Origin of the sequence: Cobetia sp. D5 (genome assembly GCF_035666195.1) — a bacterium.
Taxonomy (GTDB): domain Bacteria; phylum Pseudomonadota; class Gammaproteobacteria; order Pseudomonadales; family Halomonadaceae; genus Cobetia; species Cobetia amphilecti.
Genome location: NZ_CP142020.1, coordinates 3,352,084 through 3,368,746 on the forward strand (window position 1 = coordinate 3,352,084; position 16,663 = coordinate 3,368,746).

Sequence of the window (16,663 nt, forward strand, 5' to 3'; positions counted from 1 at the left end):
GGCGACGCACCTGTCGGAATCTTCGTGCTGGAACCGGACACTGCGCCACCAGTAGAATGGCAGACATGTCATGAACATTGCTCCATAATGCGCTGCTCCCCCGCCGCGGTGTAACCGACAGGATATTTCCATGCCCCTCCGCCTTGCCTCCATCGGATTCCGGTCCGTCCCTGCACGCCTCTCGGGAGTGCTGGCCACAGTACTGCTGGGTGCCGCCGCACCGGCAGCGGCCGACGTGCCCTACACCATGGATGCCGAAGGACGCGTGGTACTGGCCAACGGCAAGCGCTTCGCTCCCGAAGCACTGGGCATGACTGCCGCCCAGGCCCGCGCGGGTGCCATGAGTCAGGCTGACTGGCGCGAGCTGGCGGCCTCTGCACCGGGCACGGCGGACGGCGTCGAGAGTGACCCGCGTACCGAGCAGGTCTTCCTCTCCAACCGCGAAGACGCGGATGACGAGCGCTACTCGGCGGAAGCGGCCGAGACCGAGGGGGCACAAGGCCAGAGCGTCGATGCGCCCCTCGATGAAAGCCTGGCCCAGCAGCGCGCCAAGGAGCGTGTCGTGCTGGAGAACGACGCCGAGAAGAATCCGCTGGCCATCACCGCCTACAAGCGCAATTACCTGCTGCCCTGGGCCTACAACACCAACCCGGATGCCAACGGCTTTGCCGAAGTCACCCAGGAAGGCGAGGTGGACAAGACCGAGGTGAAATACCAGCTCAGCCTCAAGGTCGAGCTGATGGATGACATCTTCGGTGACAATGGCGACGTGTTCTTCGCCTATACCCAGCGCAGCTGGTGGCAGGCCTACAACTCCGATGCCTCGGCGCCGTTCCGCGAGACCAATTACGAGCCGGAAGCCTTCCTGCAGTTCGACAATCGTTATGAGCTGTTCGGCTGGACCAATACCCGCAACCGCATCGGTTTCGCGCATCAGTCCAACGGCCGTTCCGACCCGCTGTCGCGCAGCTGGAACCGTGTCTACGCCGACATGATGTTCCAGAACGGCGACTGGGCCATCGCGGTCACGCCGCACTGGCGCGTGCCGGAGGAGTCCGACGAGGACGACAATCCGGACCTCTACAACTACATCGGCTACGGCGACATCACGGTCGGCTATACCTCCGATCAGCACGAAGTCACCTGGATGGTGCGCGGCAACCCCTCCAAGGGCAACTACGGCAACCAGCTCGACTACTCCTTCCCGCTGTTCGGCAAGGTACGTGGCTACGTGCAGTACTACCACGGCTACGGTGAGAGCCTGATCGACTACGACCACAGCGTGAATCGCTTTGGCCTGGGCTTCTCGATCAATACCTTCTTCGCCGGCTCGCCCGAGACCTGATCAAAGAGTTCTGATCAAAAAGTTCTGATAAAAGAACTCGCATGACCCTCCCGCAACGGGCAGCCCAGGCTGCCCGTCTTGCCATCTGCCCTCCGTATGCACCGCCCTTATGTGGACTGCCCATGTGGACCGACCATGTGGACAAGGTGGCACGTCCATGATCCAGATCATGCCTCCCGCACGTGACATGGCGATATCGTGCTCTGTGCGTGTCTTGCCCTTGTGTTTGTCGCATTCGACCCCCACGACTTGTGCATGACCACGCAAGACGCGTCATGACGACGTGCTGACGATGCTTGCAAGAGTCTCGTGCAAGTGGATTCAGGTCATGCCCTGCCGCCTGCGGCGCCCCAGGGAAGAGAGAGTTCGAGAGTCAAGCGCAGACAACACCGCGCTCACCATTCGCGAAATCTGATTCGACATACGGGAAGGAGTTACACCATGGCTATGCAAAAGATCGGCGATCACACCACTTCCGCGACCGGTGCCAACACCGACCAGCTGAAGGAAGATCTGCGCCATCTGTCCCAGACCGTCGAGGAACTGCTGCACGCCTCGGCTGAAGATTCCCGCGAGAGCATGAAGGAAGCCCGCGCCCGCGCCCAGACTCGCCTGGAAGCCACCCGCGCCCGCCTCAGCGCCCAGGGCGATCGCCTCGCCGCCGGTGCGCGCGAATCCGTGGACTGCGCTGATCGCTACGTGCACGACAACCCGTGGACCAGTGTCGGTATCGGCGCGGCCGCCGGTGTCGTCGTCGGCATGCTGCTTGGCCGTCGCTGATGCAGGAACAAGGGCCGGTTGAACGCGTACTTGGCGCCATCCGACGTCTGACTGCGAGCCTGGTCGAGAGTGGCGAGACGCGCTTGCGTCTCGCCGTGCTGGAGCTCGAGGAAGAGCGCGAACGGCTGTTCGTGATGCTGCTGCTGTCGGGTATCGCCCTGATGCTGATCTGCTTCGGCATCGGCCTGGCGATCCTGCTGGTGGTCGTGACCTTCTGGGATACCCACCGCCTGCTGGCCATCGCCCTGAGCGGCGGTATCCTGCTGGCATTGGGGGGGTTGATCGCCTGGCGCGTCAAGGTGATCGCTTCCCAGCGCAGCCTGCTGCGTTCCACGCTCAGCAACCTGAGCCGTGACAGCGACAGCCTCAAGGATGTGCGTGCCGACGCACTGGAACGCCAGCGCCAACGCGAAAACCTTTGATGCCCCGCCTGCCAGTGCCTGCCAAGGAGGCGAGATGAATTCTTCCAGACAGTCCCTCGCGCGACGCGAGCCGGCGCTGCCCCCCGTGCAGGGGAACGGACGCCGGTCAGCACATCCGCGTGACGCTCGGCGTGCGGAACTCGAAGCACGCATCAGTCAGCAGCGCCTCGATGTCAGCCATGCGATGCGCGAACTCAAGGAGGCCACCGCCCCCATCGACCGCGGCTGGGCCAAGGTCCAGCAATACCGCGGCCCGTTGGTGCTGGTGGGCGGCCTGATCGCGGCGCGGGGCGGGTTCCGGCCAAAGAAGGGCCTGAGCCTGCTCAAGCGCGGGCTGATGAGCTGGGTGATGATTCGCCGTCTGAGAATATTGTTCGACAAATGATCACGGCATTACAGCGAAAGCCCCGCCACCTGGGATTCAGGTGGCGGGGCTTTTTTTCGTCATTGCGACGTGTCGTTCTGTTAACCCTGCCGCGATCAGGCGCTGCGGCTGTCACGCTTGAGCAGATACACGCCCAGATAGAGCACCGCGAAGATCAGCCCCAGCACGGCGGCGGCGCCGAAGACGTTGCTGCCGTCACCGGACAGGAATTCCAGGAAGGACGTCAGGAACTGTCCCAGGAAGATCGCCATCGTCAGGTAGGAGAGATTGCGACCGCGCACCGAGGTGTGGCTGCGCTCCACCGTCATGTGGTTGAGCAAGGGGATCGAGAAGCCGAAGCCCATGCCGGACAACACGGCACCGACGCTCATCAGCGTCATGTTCTCGGCCTGCTGGAAGAGGAACAGGCTGCCGGCATAGAGCAGGAAGGCCAGCACCAGCGTCGGCATCTCACCCAGGGCACGCGACACCTTCGGCATCAGCATCGCCGCGACCACCGCGACCAGCGAAATGCCCGCCAGGAAGATACCGGTGGCCGCTTCATCCAGCCCCAGCAGATTCAAGCGCATCGGCAGCATGACGATGGCGGTGAAGAACAGCGTCAACGAGATGGCCGCGGCCAGGTAGACGCTGGTCAGCGAGGAGGACAAGGCCTCACCGCCGGCATTTCCGCTCTCCTCGGCAGGCGCTTCAGGCGACTGTTTCGGCACCATCATCCACAGCATGGCCAGCAGTACCCAGGCCAGCAGATAGAGGGCGAAGGGCCACTGCCAGGCGATACCCGCCAGCACACCACTGACGAACAGGAAGATCACCCCGCCAAGCTCGATGGACATGCCCTGCTGGGCGATCATCGCCAGACGCGCATGGCCGTGATACCACTCGGAGATCAGCGTGGTGCCGCCCGCCATCACCACGGCGGTCACGCCGCCGAGCAGAATGCGATCGGCGAACACGACGACGGTGCCTTCCAGCAGTGCGCCACCCGCGCCCAGCACGCCATACAGGAACAGCCCGCCCACCAGCGAGCGATAGGCACCGACACGATCGATCATGCGCCCGGCGATGGGCGCGAACAGCACGGCGCCCAGCGACGGCAGGGTAATCAGCCAGCTGGCATGGCTCTCCACCTCAAGCGCCGAGGCGATGCTCAGAAGCCCCGGTGCGACCACGGTTCCCACCATGATGGTCAGACAGGCGATGGCCAGCAGCGTGAAACGGCCGCCGGCAGAAAGCGGTTGTGAGGGTCCGCGCGTATCCTGCGCGGCCACTCCACTCGTTGATGTCGTCATATTGGCTCCACTCGAATTCAGAACCCTCCTGTCAGCCGCTACGCGCCCCGCCTGCTCGCTTGCTTGTCTGCTTGCGAGGCAAAGCCAGCGGCAAGCAGCAAGAGACAGGAGACAAGGCGAGACGGCAGAGACTGACGAAGGGAGGTTTGGCAGGCCTTCAGACTAGCGAGTGCAGGCTTATAATAGAAATGACAATACTTGATATGACTTATACTTACTGAACATCAATCAGCCACGAGGGCCGGCATGGAACTCCGCACACTGAAAACCTTCGTCTCGGTGGCGACGCACAGAAGCTTCTCGGCCGCCGCCCGCGAGCTGCATACCGTGCAACCCGCCATCAGCCGCCAGATCGCCGATCTCGAAGCCGAGCTGGGCGTCAGCCTGCTATGGCGCAATACGCGGGAGGTGAAGGTGACGGGACCGGGGGAGGCATTGCTGGAAGAAGCGCAGCGCATGCTGGCGCTGGAGGCGCAGGCACGCAAGCGCGTGGCGATGGCTGCAAGCGGCCAGACCGGCACACTGCGCATCGGCTACATGAGCTCGGCCTGCGCAAGCTTCGTGCCCGGACTGATGCGCGACTTCGCCAGCGACCATCCCGAGGTCAGCCTGTCATTGCATGAGATGAGCGCCCAGCAGCAGCTGGATGCCTTCGCGCGTGACGAGATCGACATCGGGCTGTCGCGCCCGCTTCCCAGCGAGCAGCGTGACAGCCTGACCGCCCTGGCGGTCTACGAGGATAGGCTGATGGCGGTGGTGCCCGAGGGGCATCGTCTGGCGCACCGCAAGCGACTGGCCCTCAGCGAGCTTGCGCAGGAAGATTTCGTGCTGTTTCAGCGCGGGCAGGCGACGGGGCTGTTCGATCAGATCATCAGTGCCTGCGGCGATGCCGGCTTCTCGCCGCGCATCCAGCGCCAACCGGCCTTGATGCAGACACTGCTCAGTGAGGTGGCGGCGGGACTGGGAGTCGCCATCGCGCCCGGCTGCATTCGCCGCCTGCAACGTGATGGCTGCCAGTTCATTCCCCTGCGCCCGGCACTCGGCGCGGTACCGCTGGAGCTGCACTACCCGACCACACCGGTCCGCCCGGTAATCGAGGCCTTTGTCGCGCTGGTCGAGCAGCGCCTGCCCGCCATCCGCCAGCAGATGGCGTGAGACGCAGCCAGAGGCGAGAAGGTGCCGGTCAGCAGTTCAAGCCGCAGGCCACCGCCGAGGACCACGCCCACTGGAAGTTGTAGCCGCCAAGTTCCCCGGTGACATCCAGCACCTCGCCGATGAAGGCCAGCTGCGGCAGATCGCGCACGCTGAAGTCCTTCTGCGAGATGGCGTCAGTGACCACGCCACCCATGGTCACCTCGGCGGTGCGCCAGCCTTCGGTGCCCGCCGGCTTGAGCTGCCAGTGATTGAGTGCCTTGGCCAGCTGCTCGAGACGCGCGTTGGAAAGCTCGGCGAGGCTGCGCTCGCTGATGCGACCGGCGTCGGCGTCCTGCCACTCGACCAGCGACTGGGCGAGGCGCTTGGGCAGGCGCTCGCCAAGCCAGGGGCCGATCTGGCGCTTGGGATGCTGCTCGCGCAGGGCCAGCAGCTCGGCGTAGGCATCCACGCCCGGCAGCAAGTCGATGCTCAACGGCTGCCCGGGCGTCCACCAGCTGGAGGCCTGCAGCATCGCCGGACCGGAAAGCCCGCGATGGGTGATCAGCATCGGTTCGCGATAATGGCCCTTGCCGGCGGTGACGCTGACGTCACAGGCAAGCCCTGACAGCGGCGACAGACGCTCCTTCCACTGCGAGGTCAGCGTGAATGGCACCAGCGCGGCGTAGGTATCGGTGACCTCGAGCCCGAACTGGCGCGCGATGTCGTAGCCGAAGCCGGTCGCGCCCAGCGTCGGAATCGACATGCCGCCGGTGGCCACCACCACGCGCCCTGCCGTGTGCGTACCATTGCTGGTCTCGACCCGCATGCCCTCGCCCGCGCGCTCCAGCGAGGTGATGCGCGTACTCAGGCGAATCTCCGCCCCGGCCCATTCACACTCCGTCATCAGGATCGCCAGCAGGTCCTTGGCGGAATCGGCGCAGAACAGCTGTCCCGGCTTCTTCTCGACGTGCTCCAGCCCATGACGCTCCACCAGTTCTAGGAAATGGTGCGGCGTATAGCGCTTGAGCGCCGAGATGCAGAAGTGCGGATTGCGCGAGAAGAAGTTGGCTGGGCCGGCATCCAGATTGGTGAAGTTGCAGCGCCCACCGCCGGACATCAGGATCTTCTTGCCGGCCTTGTTGGCGTGGTCCAGCACCAGCACGCGCTTGCCCTGATAGCCTGCCGTGGCGGCACACATCAGGCCTGCCGCGCCTGCGCCGATGATGATGACGTCATATGTGGCCATGCGGGACACTCCGTGAAGCGAAGAAAGGAAAGGAAATCGGCTGTGCAGACACACGCGGGCCGGCATTCTACCAGAAGCCTGCCGCAGCCAGCGGCCGGAGATGGGAAACAAGACACCCCCATCGTCAGAGACGATGAGGGTGTCTTGTCAGACCGGACAGACTAGCCAGTCATGGCGAGTCTCAGACGATGACGCCCTGGCTGCGCAGGTAGTCGTCGTAGGTGCCGGAGAAGTCGACCACGCCATCGGCCTTCAGCTCGATGATGCGGGTGGCCAGCGAGCCGACGAATTCGCGGTCGTGGCTGACGAAGATCAGGGTGCCTGGGTAGTTTTCCAGCGCGAGGTTGAGTGCCTCGATGGATTCCATGTCCAGGTGGTTGGTCGGCTCATCCATCACCAGCACGTTGGGCTGCTTGAGGATCAGCTTGCCGAACAGCATGCGGCCCTGCTCGCCACCGGAGATGACCTTGACCGACTTCTGGATGTCGTCATTGGAGAACAGCATGCGACCCAGGGTGCCACGCACGACCTGCTCGCCGCCGCCGGTCCACTGCGCCATCCAGTCATAGAGGCTCATGTCGTTGGCGAAGTCATGGGCGTGGTCCTGCGCGTAGTAGCCGACGTCCGCGGCGTCGGTCCACTTCACTTCACCGGCGTCCGGGTGCATCTCGCCGACCAGGGTGCGCAGCAGCGTGGTCTTGCCGATGCCGTTCGGGCCGATGATGGCGACACGCTCTCCGGCGGCGACCGTGAAGCTGAAGTTCTCGAACAGGGTGTTGCCGTCGAAGCCCTTGGAGAGCTTGTCGATCATCACCGCGTTGTTGTGGACCTTCTTGGTCTGCTCGAAGCGGATGAACGGGCTGACGCGTGAGGACGGCTTGATCTCGTTGAGCTGGATCTTGTCGATCTGCTTGGCACGCGAGGTCGCCTGCTTGGCCTTGGAGGCGTTGGCGGAGAAGCGGCTGACGAAGGACTGCAGCTCGGCGATCTGCGCCTTCTTCTTGGCGTTGTCGGCCTGCAGCTGTTCGCGCGCCTGGGTGGCAGCGGTCATGTACTCGTCGTAGTTGCCCGGGAACAGACGCAGCTCACCGTAGTCCAGGTCCGCCATGTGGGTGCAGACACTGTTCAGGAAGTGACGGTCGTGCGAGATGATGATCATGGTGCTGGCACGTGCAGTCAGCACGCCTTCCAACCAGCGGATGGTGTTGATGTCCAGGTGGTTGGTCGGCTCATCGAGCAGCAGGACGTCAGGATCGGAGAACAGCGCCTGTGCCAGCAGCACGCGCAGCTTCCAGCCCGGCGCGACTTCGCTCATCGGCCCCAGGTGCTGCTCGATGGGGATATCGAGGCCCATCAGCAGCTCACCGGCACGCGCTTCGGCGGTGTAGCCATCCAGCTCGGCGAATTCGACCTCGAGGTCGGCAACCTTCATGCCGTCTTCCTCACTCATCTCCGGCAGCGAGTAGATGCGGTCACGCTCGGCCTTGACCACGGCCAGACGCTCGTGGCCCATGATGACGGTGTCGAGCACCGTGTATTCCTCATAGGCGAACTGGTCCTGACGCAGCTTGCCCAGACGGATGTTGGGCTCGAGCATGACGTGACCACCGGACGGCTCCAGATCGCCACCGAGAATCTTCATCATGGTCGACTTGCCGCAGCCGTTGGCGCCGATCAGGCCGTAGCGATTGCCACGCCCGAACTTGGCGGAGACGTCTTCAAACAGCGGCTTGGCACCGAACTGCATGGTGAGATTGGCGGTAGAGATCACGAGGGAATATCCGTTTGAAATGAAAAAGGTGGGCGGTGACGAAGTGTCACGCTGGCGCCGGGAAATACGGGGAGCCGCAAAGGCCTGGCAGGCATCAGCCGCGGAAGAAGACTTCCAGCAGGTGATAGCCGAACTTGCTCTTCAGCGGCCCCTGCAGGGTATTGAGCGGCCCCTTGAAGATGGCGCGATCAATGCCGCCGACCATCTGGCCGGGGCGCACTTCGCCCAGGTCACCGCCCTGCTTGCCGGAGGGACAGGTGGAGTGCTTCTTGGCCAGTTTCTCGAACGGCTGGCCGCGCTCCAGTGACTGCTTGAGACGCTGCGCCTCGGCCTCGGTCTTCACCAGAATGTGGCGTGCCATGGCAATACGAGCCATCTCATGTCCTCTTGCAGGCGGAATCGGTCTTGCCTCACACCATCTCGTGCCCCGGGCATCCCGGAGGCGGGCCCGACGTCATCCGAGCACGTCCCTGACGACATGACAGCCGTCATGACGCGAGATCAGGCGTTCGGGGAAGGTTCGACAGGCGATGGGGTGAGTCTGAAGGCGGGCATGATAACAGCTCAGGATGACAGACGCTGCAGTGCAAGCTCGATAGCTCGCTCAGAAACGCGAAAAGCCCGCATCGTGAGATGCGGGCTTTTCTGAATCTGGTGGAGGAGGAGGGATTCGAACCCTCGAAGCCTTTCGACTTACACACTTTCCAGGCGTGCTCCTTCGACCACTCGGACACCCCTCCAGATCAGTGCTCTCATTGGTCACCCGACTGCGTCGTGTTTCCCTTGAGAACGCGGCGTATATTATCGATAACCTTCGAGTGGCGCAAGCCTTTTTTCCAAAAACTTTCAGATAGATAGCGTCAGCGCTCTCGCCCTACGCTCCACCCTGCGCACTGGGCCGAGACCGCACTCATCGTCACGGCCCCAGCACCACGTAATCGCCGCGGGCCTCGAAACACAGTCGCGGAGCGGACTGCCCTTCGACCTGACACCACAGCTGCTGGGTCAGCGACAGTCGCGCTCGCCGCCCTGCTGCTAGGCGCTCGCCCACCTCGTCCAGCGCTGCCATGTCATCCGGCGCGCAGATGATGTGATAGTCGCCACTGACCGGGGCCAGAAACCGCTGACTGGCCTGCGACACCACGATATCGCGCTGGATACCGCGTGCACGCAGCCAGAGCGTCAGCCAGCTCCAGCCACACAGGGTCGCCTCGAGACTCATGGCGCCACCAAAGGCAGTGCCCTTGTCATTGAGATTGGGCGGCAGATGCAGATGCCAGCTCAGCTGACCCGTCGCACGCTCGGGCTCTGACCACTGCATCTCGACAAGCCCCAGATGAACAGCCAGCGGGATCGCCTGCGTCAGCCAGCCACGAAACCGTGACAGGTCGTCGCTGACCGGCGCCGCGAGACTGCCCGGCTGCCCCTGCGCATCACGCGGCAGGGGCAACGGTGGCCAGGCCTCACCACTCAAGCGCGACGGCTCATTTCGCGTCTCACTCACTCAGCGTCTCTCTCATCAAGGGCCTCGCTCAGCGCTGCTCATCAAGGGCCTCGCTCATTCAGCGTTTCACTGCCAGCGTTCGACGAAGTCGGCACTGTTGCGGTTCGGCAATGGCTTGAGGCGTCCGCCCGGGGTGCCGAGATAGAGGAAGCCGACCAGCTCATCCTGCTCGCCCATGCCCAGCCCTGCGTGCACGATAGGGTCAAAGGCGTAGCCACCGGTGCGCCACATACCACCGAGCCCCTGGGCCTGAGCGGCATACAGCATGGCGTGAGCGGCACAGCCGGCACTGACCACCTGCTCGACACGCGGCACCTTGGGGTGGTCCGGCGTGACCCTGGCGATCACCGCGATCACCATCGGCGCACGCAGCGGCTTCTTGCTGGCAGCGGCCTGGGCGGCCTCGTCACCGGCCGGCGACTTGTTGCGCTCCGCCTCGGCGAACAGCTCGCCAAGGCGCTCAAGCCCGCCACCCGTGAATTCGATGAAGCGCCAGGGCGTCAGCTCGGCGTGGTCCGGCGCGCGCAGGGCGGCCTGGTAGATGGCCTCCATCTGCTCAGCGCTCGGGGCCGGCGCCATCAACTTGCCCATGGAATTGCGTTCATGCAGTAACGTCAGCGCGTCCATCGTCTCTCCTGTCACAGACTTAAGATAAGAATGATTCTCACACTAGCATGTCGCCGGTACGCCGTCTCATCACTCGCTGCTATCTATCTGATTGGCAAGACGCTACCTGATTGCCAAGGCGCTATCTGGTTGGCGAGGTGACAGAGACGACTACTGCCGGGAGAGACGCCGCGGCAGACTGGCGCGGGCCTCGGCCTCGAGATCCGCCGTGGCTCGCCACGGGCTGATATCCAGGCCACCACGCCGCACATAGCGCGCCATCACCAGCAGAGACTCGGGCTTCACGCGCGCCATCAGGTCGACGAACAGGTGCTCGACGCAGTGCTCATGGAAATCCTGGTGCTGGCGATAGCTGATCAGATAGGCCAGCAGGCGCTCGCGGTCGATACGCGGGCCGCGATAACGGATCCACACACTGCCCCAGTCCGGCTGGCCGGTGACCGGGCAGTTGGACTTGAGCAGATGGCTGTGCAGGTCTTCGCTGACGATGTCGGCGTCATCGGCGCTGAGCAGCTCCGGCGACGGCGTGTAGTGCTCGACGCTGATCGGCAAGTCATCGAGGCACTCCCCCGGCAGACGCCCGACGTCCAGCTCGCTATCGTCCAGCTCCAGCAGGCACACCTCGACCGGCGCCCCGGCCGCGGCGGCGAGGTCACGCTCCAGCGTTGCCTGCACCGCTGCCTGATCGGGGAAACGGCTCTGATTGAGACTGTTGAGATAGAGCTTCCAGGACTTGGATTCGATCAGGTTCGGCGAGGCTGCCGGCAGGCGAAAACGGGCCACGCGTACCCACGGCTTGCCGGCCTCATCCAGCCAGGAGACTTCAAAGGCGTGCCACTCATCCTCACCGACGAACGGCAGCGCCGCGTCATCGATGCCGATGGGGCCACGGTTGGCCGCCCGCGCGATGGGGAACAGCAGGCTGGCATCGTAGTGCTCGGGATAGGCGGACTCTCGCCCGAGCGGGGCATCCTTGAGGGTCTCGGGGCGCGCCTCGTCGGGCACGTTGACGGCAGTGGGGTGAGCCATGACAGCACTCCAGTGAAATAGGCCAATAAAGCATCGATATCAGGGGGCGCAGACAGCAGAACGCCGGCAGAAGTCGGCGTTGCATGCACTGGCGCGATAGCGCGCATCTTACCATCATCGTCTGGGCGACATCTTCAGCTGCGGATGCCCTTGCCACGCTCCAGCAGCCACAGCGCGAAGGCGAACAGGCCGATGATGAAGGCCACGATGGCGGCCATCGCCGGGCCGACGCTGATGTCCGAGACGCCCAGAATGCCGTAGCGGAAGGTGTTGACCATGTAGAGGATCGGGTTGGCCAGCGACACCGTCTGCCAGAATTCCGGCAGCATGTGGATGGAATAGAAGACGCCACCCAGGTAGGTCAGCGGCGTGAGCACGAAGGTCGGAATGATCGAGATGTCATCGAACTTGCGCGCGAACAGCGCATTGATGAAGCCACCGATGGAGAACAGCAGCGCCGTCAGCACCACGACCATGATGGTCAGGAAGGGGTGATGGATATCGAGGTCCGTGAACAGGAAGGCCACGGCGGTCACGATGATGCCGACCCCCAGCCCGCGCACGGCGCCACCGATGATGTAGCCGAGCAGGATGATCCACGAGGGCAGCGGCGAGACCATCAGCTCCTCGATGCTGCGCTGGAACTTGTTGGAGAAGAATGACGAAGCCACGTTGGAATACGAGTTGGTGATCACCGACATCATGATCAGCCCCGGCACGATGTAATCCATGTAGCTGATGCCATCCATGGTGCCGATGCGCGAGCCGATGAGATTGCCGAAGATGACGAAATAGAGCGTCATGGTGATGGAAGGCGGCAACAGCGTCTGCGGCCAGATACGCGTGAAACGACGGACTTCCTTGACGACGATGGTGACCAGAGCCACCCATAGCTGACGGGGGTTCACTGCGTGATCTCCTTGGCAACATTGGAGGCGATACCGCTTTCGGCGTTGGAACGCTCGACCAGGTCGACGAACAGCTCCTCGAGACGATTGGCACGATTGCGCATCGACACCACGGTGATGCCAGCGCGATCCAGCGCCGCGAAGGCGGTATTGATCGACTGGCCCTTGCGCACGGCGAGCGCCAGCTGCTGAGGGTCACTCAAGGAGACCTCGAACCCGGCAATCACCGGCGCCTTGGTCAGCGGCTCACGAATGTCGAGCAGGAAGGTTTCCGCATCCAGCTCCTTGAGCAGCTCACGCATGCTGGTGTTATGCACGATCTCGCCATGATTGATGATGGCGATGTTGCGGCACAGGCTCTCGGCCTCTTCCAGGTAATGCGTGGTGAGGATGATGGTGGTGCCCTCCTCCCGATTGATGCGGCGCATGAACTCCCACATCGAGCGGCGCAATTCGATATCCACACCGGCCGTCGGCTCATCGAGAATCAACAGACGCGGCTTGTGAATCAGCGCACGGGCAATCATCAGACGACGCTTCATGCCACCGGACAGCATGCGTGACGGGGTGTCGCGCTTGTCCCACAGCCCGAGATCCCTGAGCAGACGCTCGGCACGCGGGCGCGCTTCCTTCATCGGCATGCCGTAATAACCCGCCTGGGTCATCACGATATCCTGCACCTTCTCGAACTGATTGAAGTTGAACTCCTGCGGCACGACACCGAGGTGATACTTGGCCTTCGAGAAGTCCTTGTCGATATCGATTCCGTAGATCTCGACCTTGCCTGCGGTCTTCTGCACCAGCGAACTCACCACGCCGAGGGTCGTGGACTTGCCGGCCCCATTGGGGCCCAGCAGCGCGAAGAAATCGCCCTCGGGAACGTCAAGATCAATCCCCTTGAGCGCCTCAAAACCGTTGCCGTAGACCTTGGTCAGGCCACGGATAGACAAGGCAGGTCGTGACATCGGACACCTGTAATCGATTGACGCTGTCAGCCAGCACAGCAGAAAAGACGCATCTGAGAACAATTGCGCAACAGTGATGGCACCGTTTCGCCGTCCGCGGACATGAAAATCAGACGCAAGATATTGGATGCGCATGGTAACGCATTCGGCGCTGCCACATCAGACACACGGCAGAAAGGCATTAGTGCGCCACGGGAAACAAGCAGAGGGAGAAAATCACGCGGGGACAGCACCAGAGAGCGGCGCAGAACAGGGTGGAGAGGAATTTCAGGCACAAAAAAATCGCCAGTGACGTAACACGATGATCGTGTCTGTCAGGCGATGGCGTACTGCTATGTCATGCTTCAGCTTGCAACGTCACATTCGACTGGAGCGGGAAACGAGATTCGAACTCGCGACCCCAACCTTGGCAAGGTTGTGCTCTACCACTGAGCTATTCCCGCCTGTCGAAACACAAAAACTGCGGCGTAAAACAGAATGGCGTCCCATAGGGGGTTCGAACCCCTGTTACCGCCGTGAAAGGGCGGTGTCCTGGACCACTAGACGAATGGGACACACGTTAGAAAAAGCCATGCTTAATCTAAATGGAGCGGGAAACGAGATTCGAACTCGCGACCCCAACCTTGGCAAGGTTGTGCTCTACCACTGAGCTATTCCCGCACCGGGTGTCATGAACCTGTGCTCACGACATCTGTCTTACTGCTGGCTTGCCACACCATCATGCTCTGCATGGCGTCCCATAGGGGGTTCGAACCCCTGTTACCGCCGTGAAAGGGCGGTGTCCTGGACCACTAGACGAATGGGACGTACTGGAGCGAGAGATGAGATTCGACCGGGCTGACGTTCAGCTCGCGACCTTGTCACACCACTTGTTCCTAATGGAGCGGGAAACGAGATTCGAACTCGCGACCCCAACCTTGGCAAGGTTGTGCTCTACCACTGAGCTATTCCCGCAACACAAGCAGATCATGCGACCACACAAGAGCGAAGATGGCGTCCCATAGGGGGTTCGAACCCCTGTTACCGCCGTGAAAGGGCGGTGTCCTGGACCACTAGACGAATGGGACACACTGGAGCGGGAAACGAGATTCGAACTCGCGACCCCAACCTTGGCAAGGTTGTGCTCTACCACTGAGCTATTCCCGCACTCCGGTCTCTACGCTGCAAGAAAGTGGCGTCCCATAGGGGGTTCGAACCCCTGTTACCGCCGTGAAAGGGCGGTGTCCTGGACCACTAGACGAATGGGACGTAACGTTCTTGCCTCGTCGAGGTGGCGCGTATATTACAAAGACCCTCCCCCTTCGTCAACCCCCTGCTTCAACAGGATTTTTCCGGCGTTGGCCAAGTGCATCCACCACATGCTTGTGGTCACGCCCTGACGCCCGCATTCTTGGGGTATGTACCGGGTTTCGCGTGAAGACCGGCAGTCACTCTTTTCGAATTGCCGCGCAGGAGAACTTGCTTGCAGGTTCACACGAGCGCCATTCGAGAAACGCATAGATAGAGAGAAGAGATCATGAGCGAACAAGACCCGCAGACTCAGGACAAGCTGATTCGCAGTGAAGAGGAGTGGCGCAAGCGCCTGACGCCGGAGCAATACCGGGTGACGCGCGAGGCAGGGACCGAGCGCCCCTTCACTGGCGATCACGAAGTCAGCCCGACGCCGGGTACCTATCACTGCATCGCCTGTGACGCCAAGCTGTTCGACAACGACACCAAGTTCGACTCCGGCTGTGGCTGGCCGAGCTTCGACCGCCCCTATGCCGATGCCGCCGTCGAGGAGCACTTCGATACCAGCCATGGCATGCGTCGCGTGGAAGTGCGCTGTCGCCGTTGCGAGTCCCACCTGGGGCACGTCTTCCCGGATGGCCCGACTGACACCGGTCAGCGCTACTGCATCAACTCCGTCGCGCTGCGCTTCAAGCCGATACGTGCCTGACACCCGGGACATGGAGAGTCGACAGAGCGCTGAGGCAGTGATGACCGGATAGCGCGCCTCCATGGCCAGGCCGCCTCTGATAGAATGCGTCGCCATACGCGTCCCCTCCTCTGCCGCATGCCATGTAGCGCCATCCCTGATGGATGAGCGCCTTTCCTGGCATGCGGGAAGAAGGAGGCAGGACAGAGGTCACAGAACAACCGTCATACCCCTGACGGCAGGAGAGAAGCGACATGCTGGGCTGGTATCCGGGACATATGCACAAGGCACGCCGTCAGATAAAGGACGCGCTGCCCGAGATCGACGTGGTCATCGAAGTCCTCGATGCCCGCCTCCCCTACTCCAGCACCAATCCGGTGCTGTCCGAACTGACCCGCCACAAGCCGGTACTCAAGCTGCTGTCTCGCGCCGATCTGGCGGACCCGGCACGCACGCGCGAATGGGTCGAGTATTTCGATGCCCTGCCCAACACCCGTGCACTGGCGATCACCACACTTGAGGCGCGTGACCTCAAGCAGATTCCGCGGCTATGCCGCGAGATGGCCGGTCATATCCGCGTCGATCGTGATGCGCGCGTGATGGTGATGGGCATCCCCAACGTCGGCAAGTCGACGCTGATCAATGGCCTGGCGGGTCGCAAGATCGCCAAGACCGGCAACGAGCCCGCCGTCACCAAGCGCCAGCAGAAGATTCGCATCGACGGTGGCATTGCCCTGATCGATACCCCCGGGGTGATGTGGCCGAAGATCGAAGACCAGGCCAGCGCCTATCGCCTGGCCGGCAGTGGCGCGATCCGTGACACCGCCATCGATTACACCGATGTGGCGGTGATCGTCGCGGCGGAGCTGGCCAAGCGCTACCCCACGGAGCTGACCGCACGCTACAAGCTGAAGTCACTGCCGGCCTACAGCGCCAACCCTGACGCCGAGCGAGTCGAGAGTGATGGCCCGCGCAAGGTCGATCTGATGGCGCTGTCCGGCTTCAATGGAGTCGCGATTCTGGAAGAGATAGCCAGCAAGCGCGGTGGCCTGCGTGCCGGTGGCATCATCGACCTGCACCGCGGTGCCGAGGTGCTGCTGCATGAACTGCGCGACGGCAAGCTCGGGCGCCTGACACTGGAAACACCCGCCGACATTCCTGCCGAGCCGGTGCCGGAAGCCAGTGGCGAGACAGAAGATGGAGCCGAAACGCGTGAGCAAGAGAGCGAATAACGCTACCAGAACAAGGCGCTAACGCGACTCTCGTCTGGCTCCCGTCCGCGGAACACGCCTGAATTCCAGTTGAAAATCCCGCCAGAAAACCTCTGGCGGGATTTT

General features: G+C 62.7%; 16 protein-coding genes and 9 tRNA genes. 7 read left to right on the top strand and 18 right to left on the bottom strand.

Going from position 1 to position 16,663, the window contains the following annotated elements; all coding sequences use genetic code 11:
* Nucleotides 1–130 precede the first annotated feature (130 nt).
* The 4 genes from U0O11_RS13975 to U0O11_RS13990 all read left to right on the top strand — a co-directional run bounded on the left by U0O11_RS13975 (nucleotide 131) and on the right by U0O11_RS13990 (nucleotide 2,932).
* Nucleotides 131–1,345 carry a phospholipase A gene (locus tag U0O11_RS13975; protein ID WP_225347195.1) on the top strand — a complete coding sequence of 405 codons (1,215 nt, stop codon included), beginning with the start codon at nucleotides 131–133 and terminating at the stop codon, nucleotides 1,343–1,345.
* Nucleotides 1,346–1,786: 441 nt separating this feature from the next.
* Entirely contained in the window at nucleotides 1,787–2,125 is a 339-nt protein-coding gene (locus U0O11_RS13980) for a DUF883 family protein (RefSeq protein ID WP_082388358.1), read from the top strand.
* The gene (locus U0O11_RS13985) at nucleotides 2,125–2,547 is read left to right on the top strand and encodes a phage holin family protein (protein ID WP_225347196.1); all 423 of its coding nucleotides are present in this window, start codon (nucleotides 2,125–2,127) and stop codon (nucleotides 2,545–2,547) included. The genes U0O11_RS13980 and U0O11_RS13985 overlap by 1 nt, the downstream gene beginning before the upstream one ends.
* A 34-nt stretch (nucleotides 2,548–2,581) precedes the next feature.
* A complete protein-coding gene (locus U0O11_RS13990; protein WP_225347197.1) occupies nucleotides 2,582–2,932 on the top strand; it encodes a YqjK-like family protein in 351 nt (116 codons plus the stop codon).
* Between the two features lie 95 nt (nucleotides 2,933–3,027).
* On the opposite strand, the gene U0O11_RS13995 is transcribed toward U0O11_RS13990, so the two are convergent.
* Nucleotides 3,028–4,224 (bottom strand): MFS transporter, encoded by a 1,197-nt coding sequence (locus tag U0O11_RS13995; RefSeq protein WP_225347198.1) that lies wholly within the window; start codon nucleotides 4,222–4,224, stop codon nucleotides 3,028–3,030.
* 246 nt (nucleotides 4,225–4,470) lie between these two features.
* Between U0O11_RS13995 and U0O11_RS14000 the strand changes: the two genes are divergently transcribed.
* Nucleotides 4,471–5,379 carry a LysR family transcriptional regulator gene (locus U0O11_RS14000; RefSeq protein ID WP_225347199.1) on the top strand — a complete coding sequence of 303 codons (909 nt, stop codon included), beginning with the start codon at nucleotides 4,471–4,473 and terminating at the stop codon, nucleotides 5,377–5,379.
* A 28-nt stretch (nucleotides 5,380–5,407) separates the two neighbouring features.
* Here U0O11_RS14000 and U0O11_RS14005 read toward each other — a convergent pair whose 3' ends face one another.
* The 17 genes from U0O11_RS14005 to U0O11_RS14085 all read right to left on the bottom strand — a co-directional run bounded on the left by U0O11_RS14005 (nucleotide 5,408) and on the right by U0O11_RS14085 (nucleotide 14,656).
* Nucleotides 5,408–6,604: an NAD(P)/FAD-dependent oxidoreductase gene (locus U0O11_RS14005; protein WP_225347200.1), complete on the bottom strand. Its 1,197-nt coding sequence runs from the start codon at nucleotides 6,602–6,604 to the stop codon at nucleotides 5,408–5,410.
* A 181-nt stretch (nucleotides 6,605–6,785) separates the two neighbouring features.
* Complete coding sequence (locus tag U0O11_RS14010) at nucleotides 6,786–8,375, bottom strand: ABC-F family ATPase (protein WP_225347201.1); 1,590 nt, start codon at nucleotides 8,373–8,375, stop codon at nucleotides 6,786–6,788.
* Between the two features lie 94 nt (nucleotides 8,376–8,469).
* The gene (locus U0O11_RS14015; protein ID WP_043333877.1) at nucleotides 8,470–8,751 is read right to left on the bottom strand and encodes a peptidylprolyl isomerase; all 282 of its coding nucleotides are present in this window, start codon (nucleotides 8,749–8,751) and stop codon (nucleotides 8,470–8,472) included.
* Between the two features lie 276 nt (nucleotides 8,752–9,027).
* Nucleotides 9,028–9,115 (bottom strand) — tRNA-Ser (locus U0O11_RS14020).
* 176 nt (nucleotides 9,116–9,291) lie between these two features.
* On the bottom strand, nucleotides 9,292–9,879 hold the full coding sequence (locus U0O11_RS14025) for a YiiD C-terminal domain-containing protein (protein ID WP_225347202.1): 588 nt from the start codon (nucleotides 9,877–9,879) through the stop codon (nucleotides 9,292–9,294).
* A 66-nt stretch (nucleotides 9,880–9,945) separates the two neighbouring features.
* Nucleotides 9,946–10,506, bottom strand: coding sequence for an NAD(P)H nitroreductase (locus tag U0O11_RS14030; RefSeq protein WP_054555640.1), 561 nt, complete (start codon nucleotides 10,504–10,506; stop codon nucleotides 9,946–9,948).
* A gap of 150 nt (nucleotides 10,507–10,656) precedes the next feature.
* On the bottom strand, nucleotides 10,657–11,535 hold the full coding sequence (gene queF / locus U0O11_RS14035) for an NADPH-dependent 7-cyano-7-deazaguanine reductase QueF (protein ID WP_225347203.1): 879 nt from the start codon (nucleotides 11,533–11,535) through the stop codon (nucleotides 10,657–10,659).
* A gap of 134 nt (nucleotides 11,536–11,669) precedes the next feature.
* Nucleotides 11,670–12,443 carry an ABC transporter permease gene (locus U0O11_RS14040; RefSeq protein WP_043333883.1) on the bottom strand — a complete coding sequence of 258 codons (774 nt, stop codon included), beginning with the start codon at nucleotides 12,441–12,443 and terminating at the stop codon, nucleotides 11,670–11,672.
* On the bottom strand, nucleotides 12,440–13,408 hold the full coding sequence (locus tag U0O11_RS14045) for an ABC transporter ATP-binding protein (protein WP_043333884.1): 969 nt from the start codon (nucleotides 13,406–13,408) through the stop codon (nucleotides 12,440–12,442). The genes U0O11_RS14040 and U0O11_RS14045 overlap by 4 nt, the downstream gene beginning before the upstream one ends.
* 368 nt (nucleotides 13,409–13,776) lie before the next feature.
* Nucleotides 13,777–13,851: transfer RNA gene (locus U0O11_RS14050), tRNA-Gly, on the bottom strand.
* Between the two features lie 35 nt (nucleotides 13,852–13,886).
* Nucleotides 13,887–13,962: transfer RNA gene (locus U0O11_RS14055), tRNA-Glu, on the bottom strand.
* A 31-nt stretch (nucleotides 13,963–13,993) separates the two neighbouring features.
* Nucleotides 13,994–14,068: transfer RNA gene (locus U0O11_RS14060), tRNA-Gly, on the bottom strand.
* A gap of 70 nt (nucleotides 14,069–14,138) precedes the next feature.
* Nucleotides 14,139–14,214 (bottom strand) — tRNA-Glu (locus tag U0O11_RS14065).
* 73 nt (nucleotides 14,215–14,287) lie between these two features.
* Nucleotides 14,288–14,362 (bottom strand) — tRNA-Gly (locus tag U0O11_RS14070).
* 37 nt (nucleotides 14,363–14,399) lie between these two features.
* Nucleotides 14,400–14,475, bottom strand: a tRNA-Glu gene (locus U0O11_RS14075).
* A 4-nt stretch (nucleotides 14,476–14,479) separates the two neighbouring features.
* Nucleotides 14,480–14,554 (bottom strand) — tRNA-Gly (locus tag U0O11_RS14080).
* Between the two features lie 26 nt (nucleotides 14,555–14,580).
* A tRNA-Glu gene (locus U0O11_RS14085) sits at nucleotides 14,581–14,656 on the bottom strand.
* A 268-nt stretch (nucleotides 14,657–14,924) separates the two neighbouring features.
* Between U0O11_RS14085 and msrB the strand changes: the two genes are divergently transcribed.
* Nucleotides 14,925–15,347, top strand: coding sequence for a peptide-methionine (R)-S-oxide reductase MsrB (gene msrB, locus U0O11_RS14090; protein WP_043334292.1), 423 nt, complete (start codon nucleotides 14,925–14,927; stop codon nucleotides 15,345–15,347).
* Between the two features lie 233 nt (nucleotides 15,348–15,580).
* The gene (gene ylqF, locus U0O11_RS14095) at nucleotides 15,581–16,558 is read left to right on the top strand and encodes a ribosome biogenesis GTPase YlqF (protein ID WP_043334293.1); all 978 of its coding nucleotides are present in this window, start codon (nucleotides 15,581–15,583) and stop codon (nucleotides 16,556–16,558) included.
* Nucleotides 16,559–16,663 lie beyond the last annotated feature (105 nt).

Bases quoted from the DNA above. Each gene is read 5' to 3' on its own strand.
- U0O11_RS13975 (WP_225347195.1), top strand. From the start codon at position 131: ATGCCCCTCCGCCTTGCCTCCATCGGATTCCGGTCCGTCCCTGCACGC.
- U0O11_RS13980 (WP_082388358.1), top strand. From the start codon at position 1,787: ATGGCTATGCAAAAGATCGGCGATCACACCACTTCCGCGACCGGTGCC.
- U0O11_RS13985 (WP_225347196.1), top strand. From the start codon at position 2,125: ATGCAGGAACAAGGGCCGGTTGAACGCGTACTTGGCGCCATCCGACGT.
- U0O11_RS13990 (WP_225347197.1), top strand. From the start codon at position 2,582: ATGAATTCTTCCAGACAGTCCCTCGCGCGACGCGAGCCGGCGCTGCCC.
- U0O11_RS13995 (WP_225347198.1), bottom strand. From the start codon at position 4,224: ATGACGACATCAACGAGTGGAGTGGCCGCGCAGGATACGCGCGGACCC.
- U0O11_RS14000 (WP_225347199.1), top strand. From the start codon at position 4,471: ATGGAACTCCGCACACTGAAAACCTTCGTCTCGGTGGCGACGCACAGA.
- U0O11_RS14005 (WP_225347200.1), bottom strand. From the start codon at position 6,604: ATGGCCACATATGACGTCATCATCATCGGCGCAGGCGCGGCAGGCCTG.
- U0O11_RS14015 (WP_043333877.1), bottom strand. From the start codon at position 8,751: ATGGCTCGTATTGCCATGGCACGCCACATTCTGGTGAAGACCGAGGCC.
- U0O11_RS14030 (WP_054555640.1), bottom strand. From the start codon at position 10,506: ATGGACGCGCTGACGTTACTGCATGAACGCAATTCCATGGGCAAGTTG.
- queF (WP_225347203.1), bottom strand. From the start codon at position 11,535: ATGGCTCACCCCACTGCCGTCAACGTGCCCGACGAGGCGCGCCCCGAG.
- U0O11_RS14045 (WP_043333884.1), bottom strand. From the start codon at position 13,408: ATGTCACGACCTGCCTTGTCTATCCGTGGCCTGACCAAGGTCTACGGC.
- msrB (WP_043334292.1), top strand. From the start codon at position 14,925: ATGAGCGAACAAGACCCGCAGACTCAGGACAAGCTGATTCGCAGTGAA.
- ylqF (WP_043334293.1), top strand. From the start codon at position 15,581: ATGCTGGGCTGGTATCCGGGACATATGCACAAGGCACGCCGTCAGATA.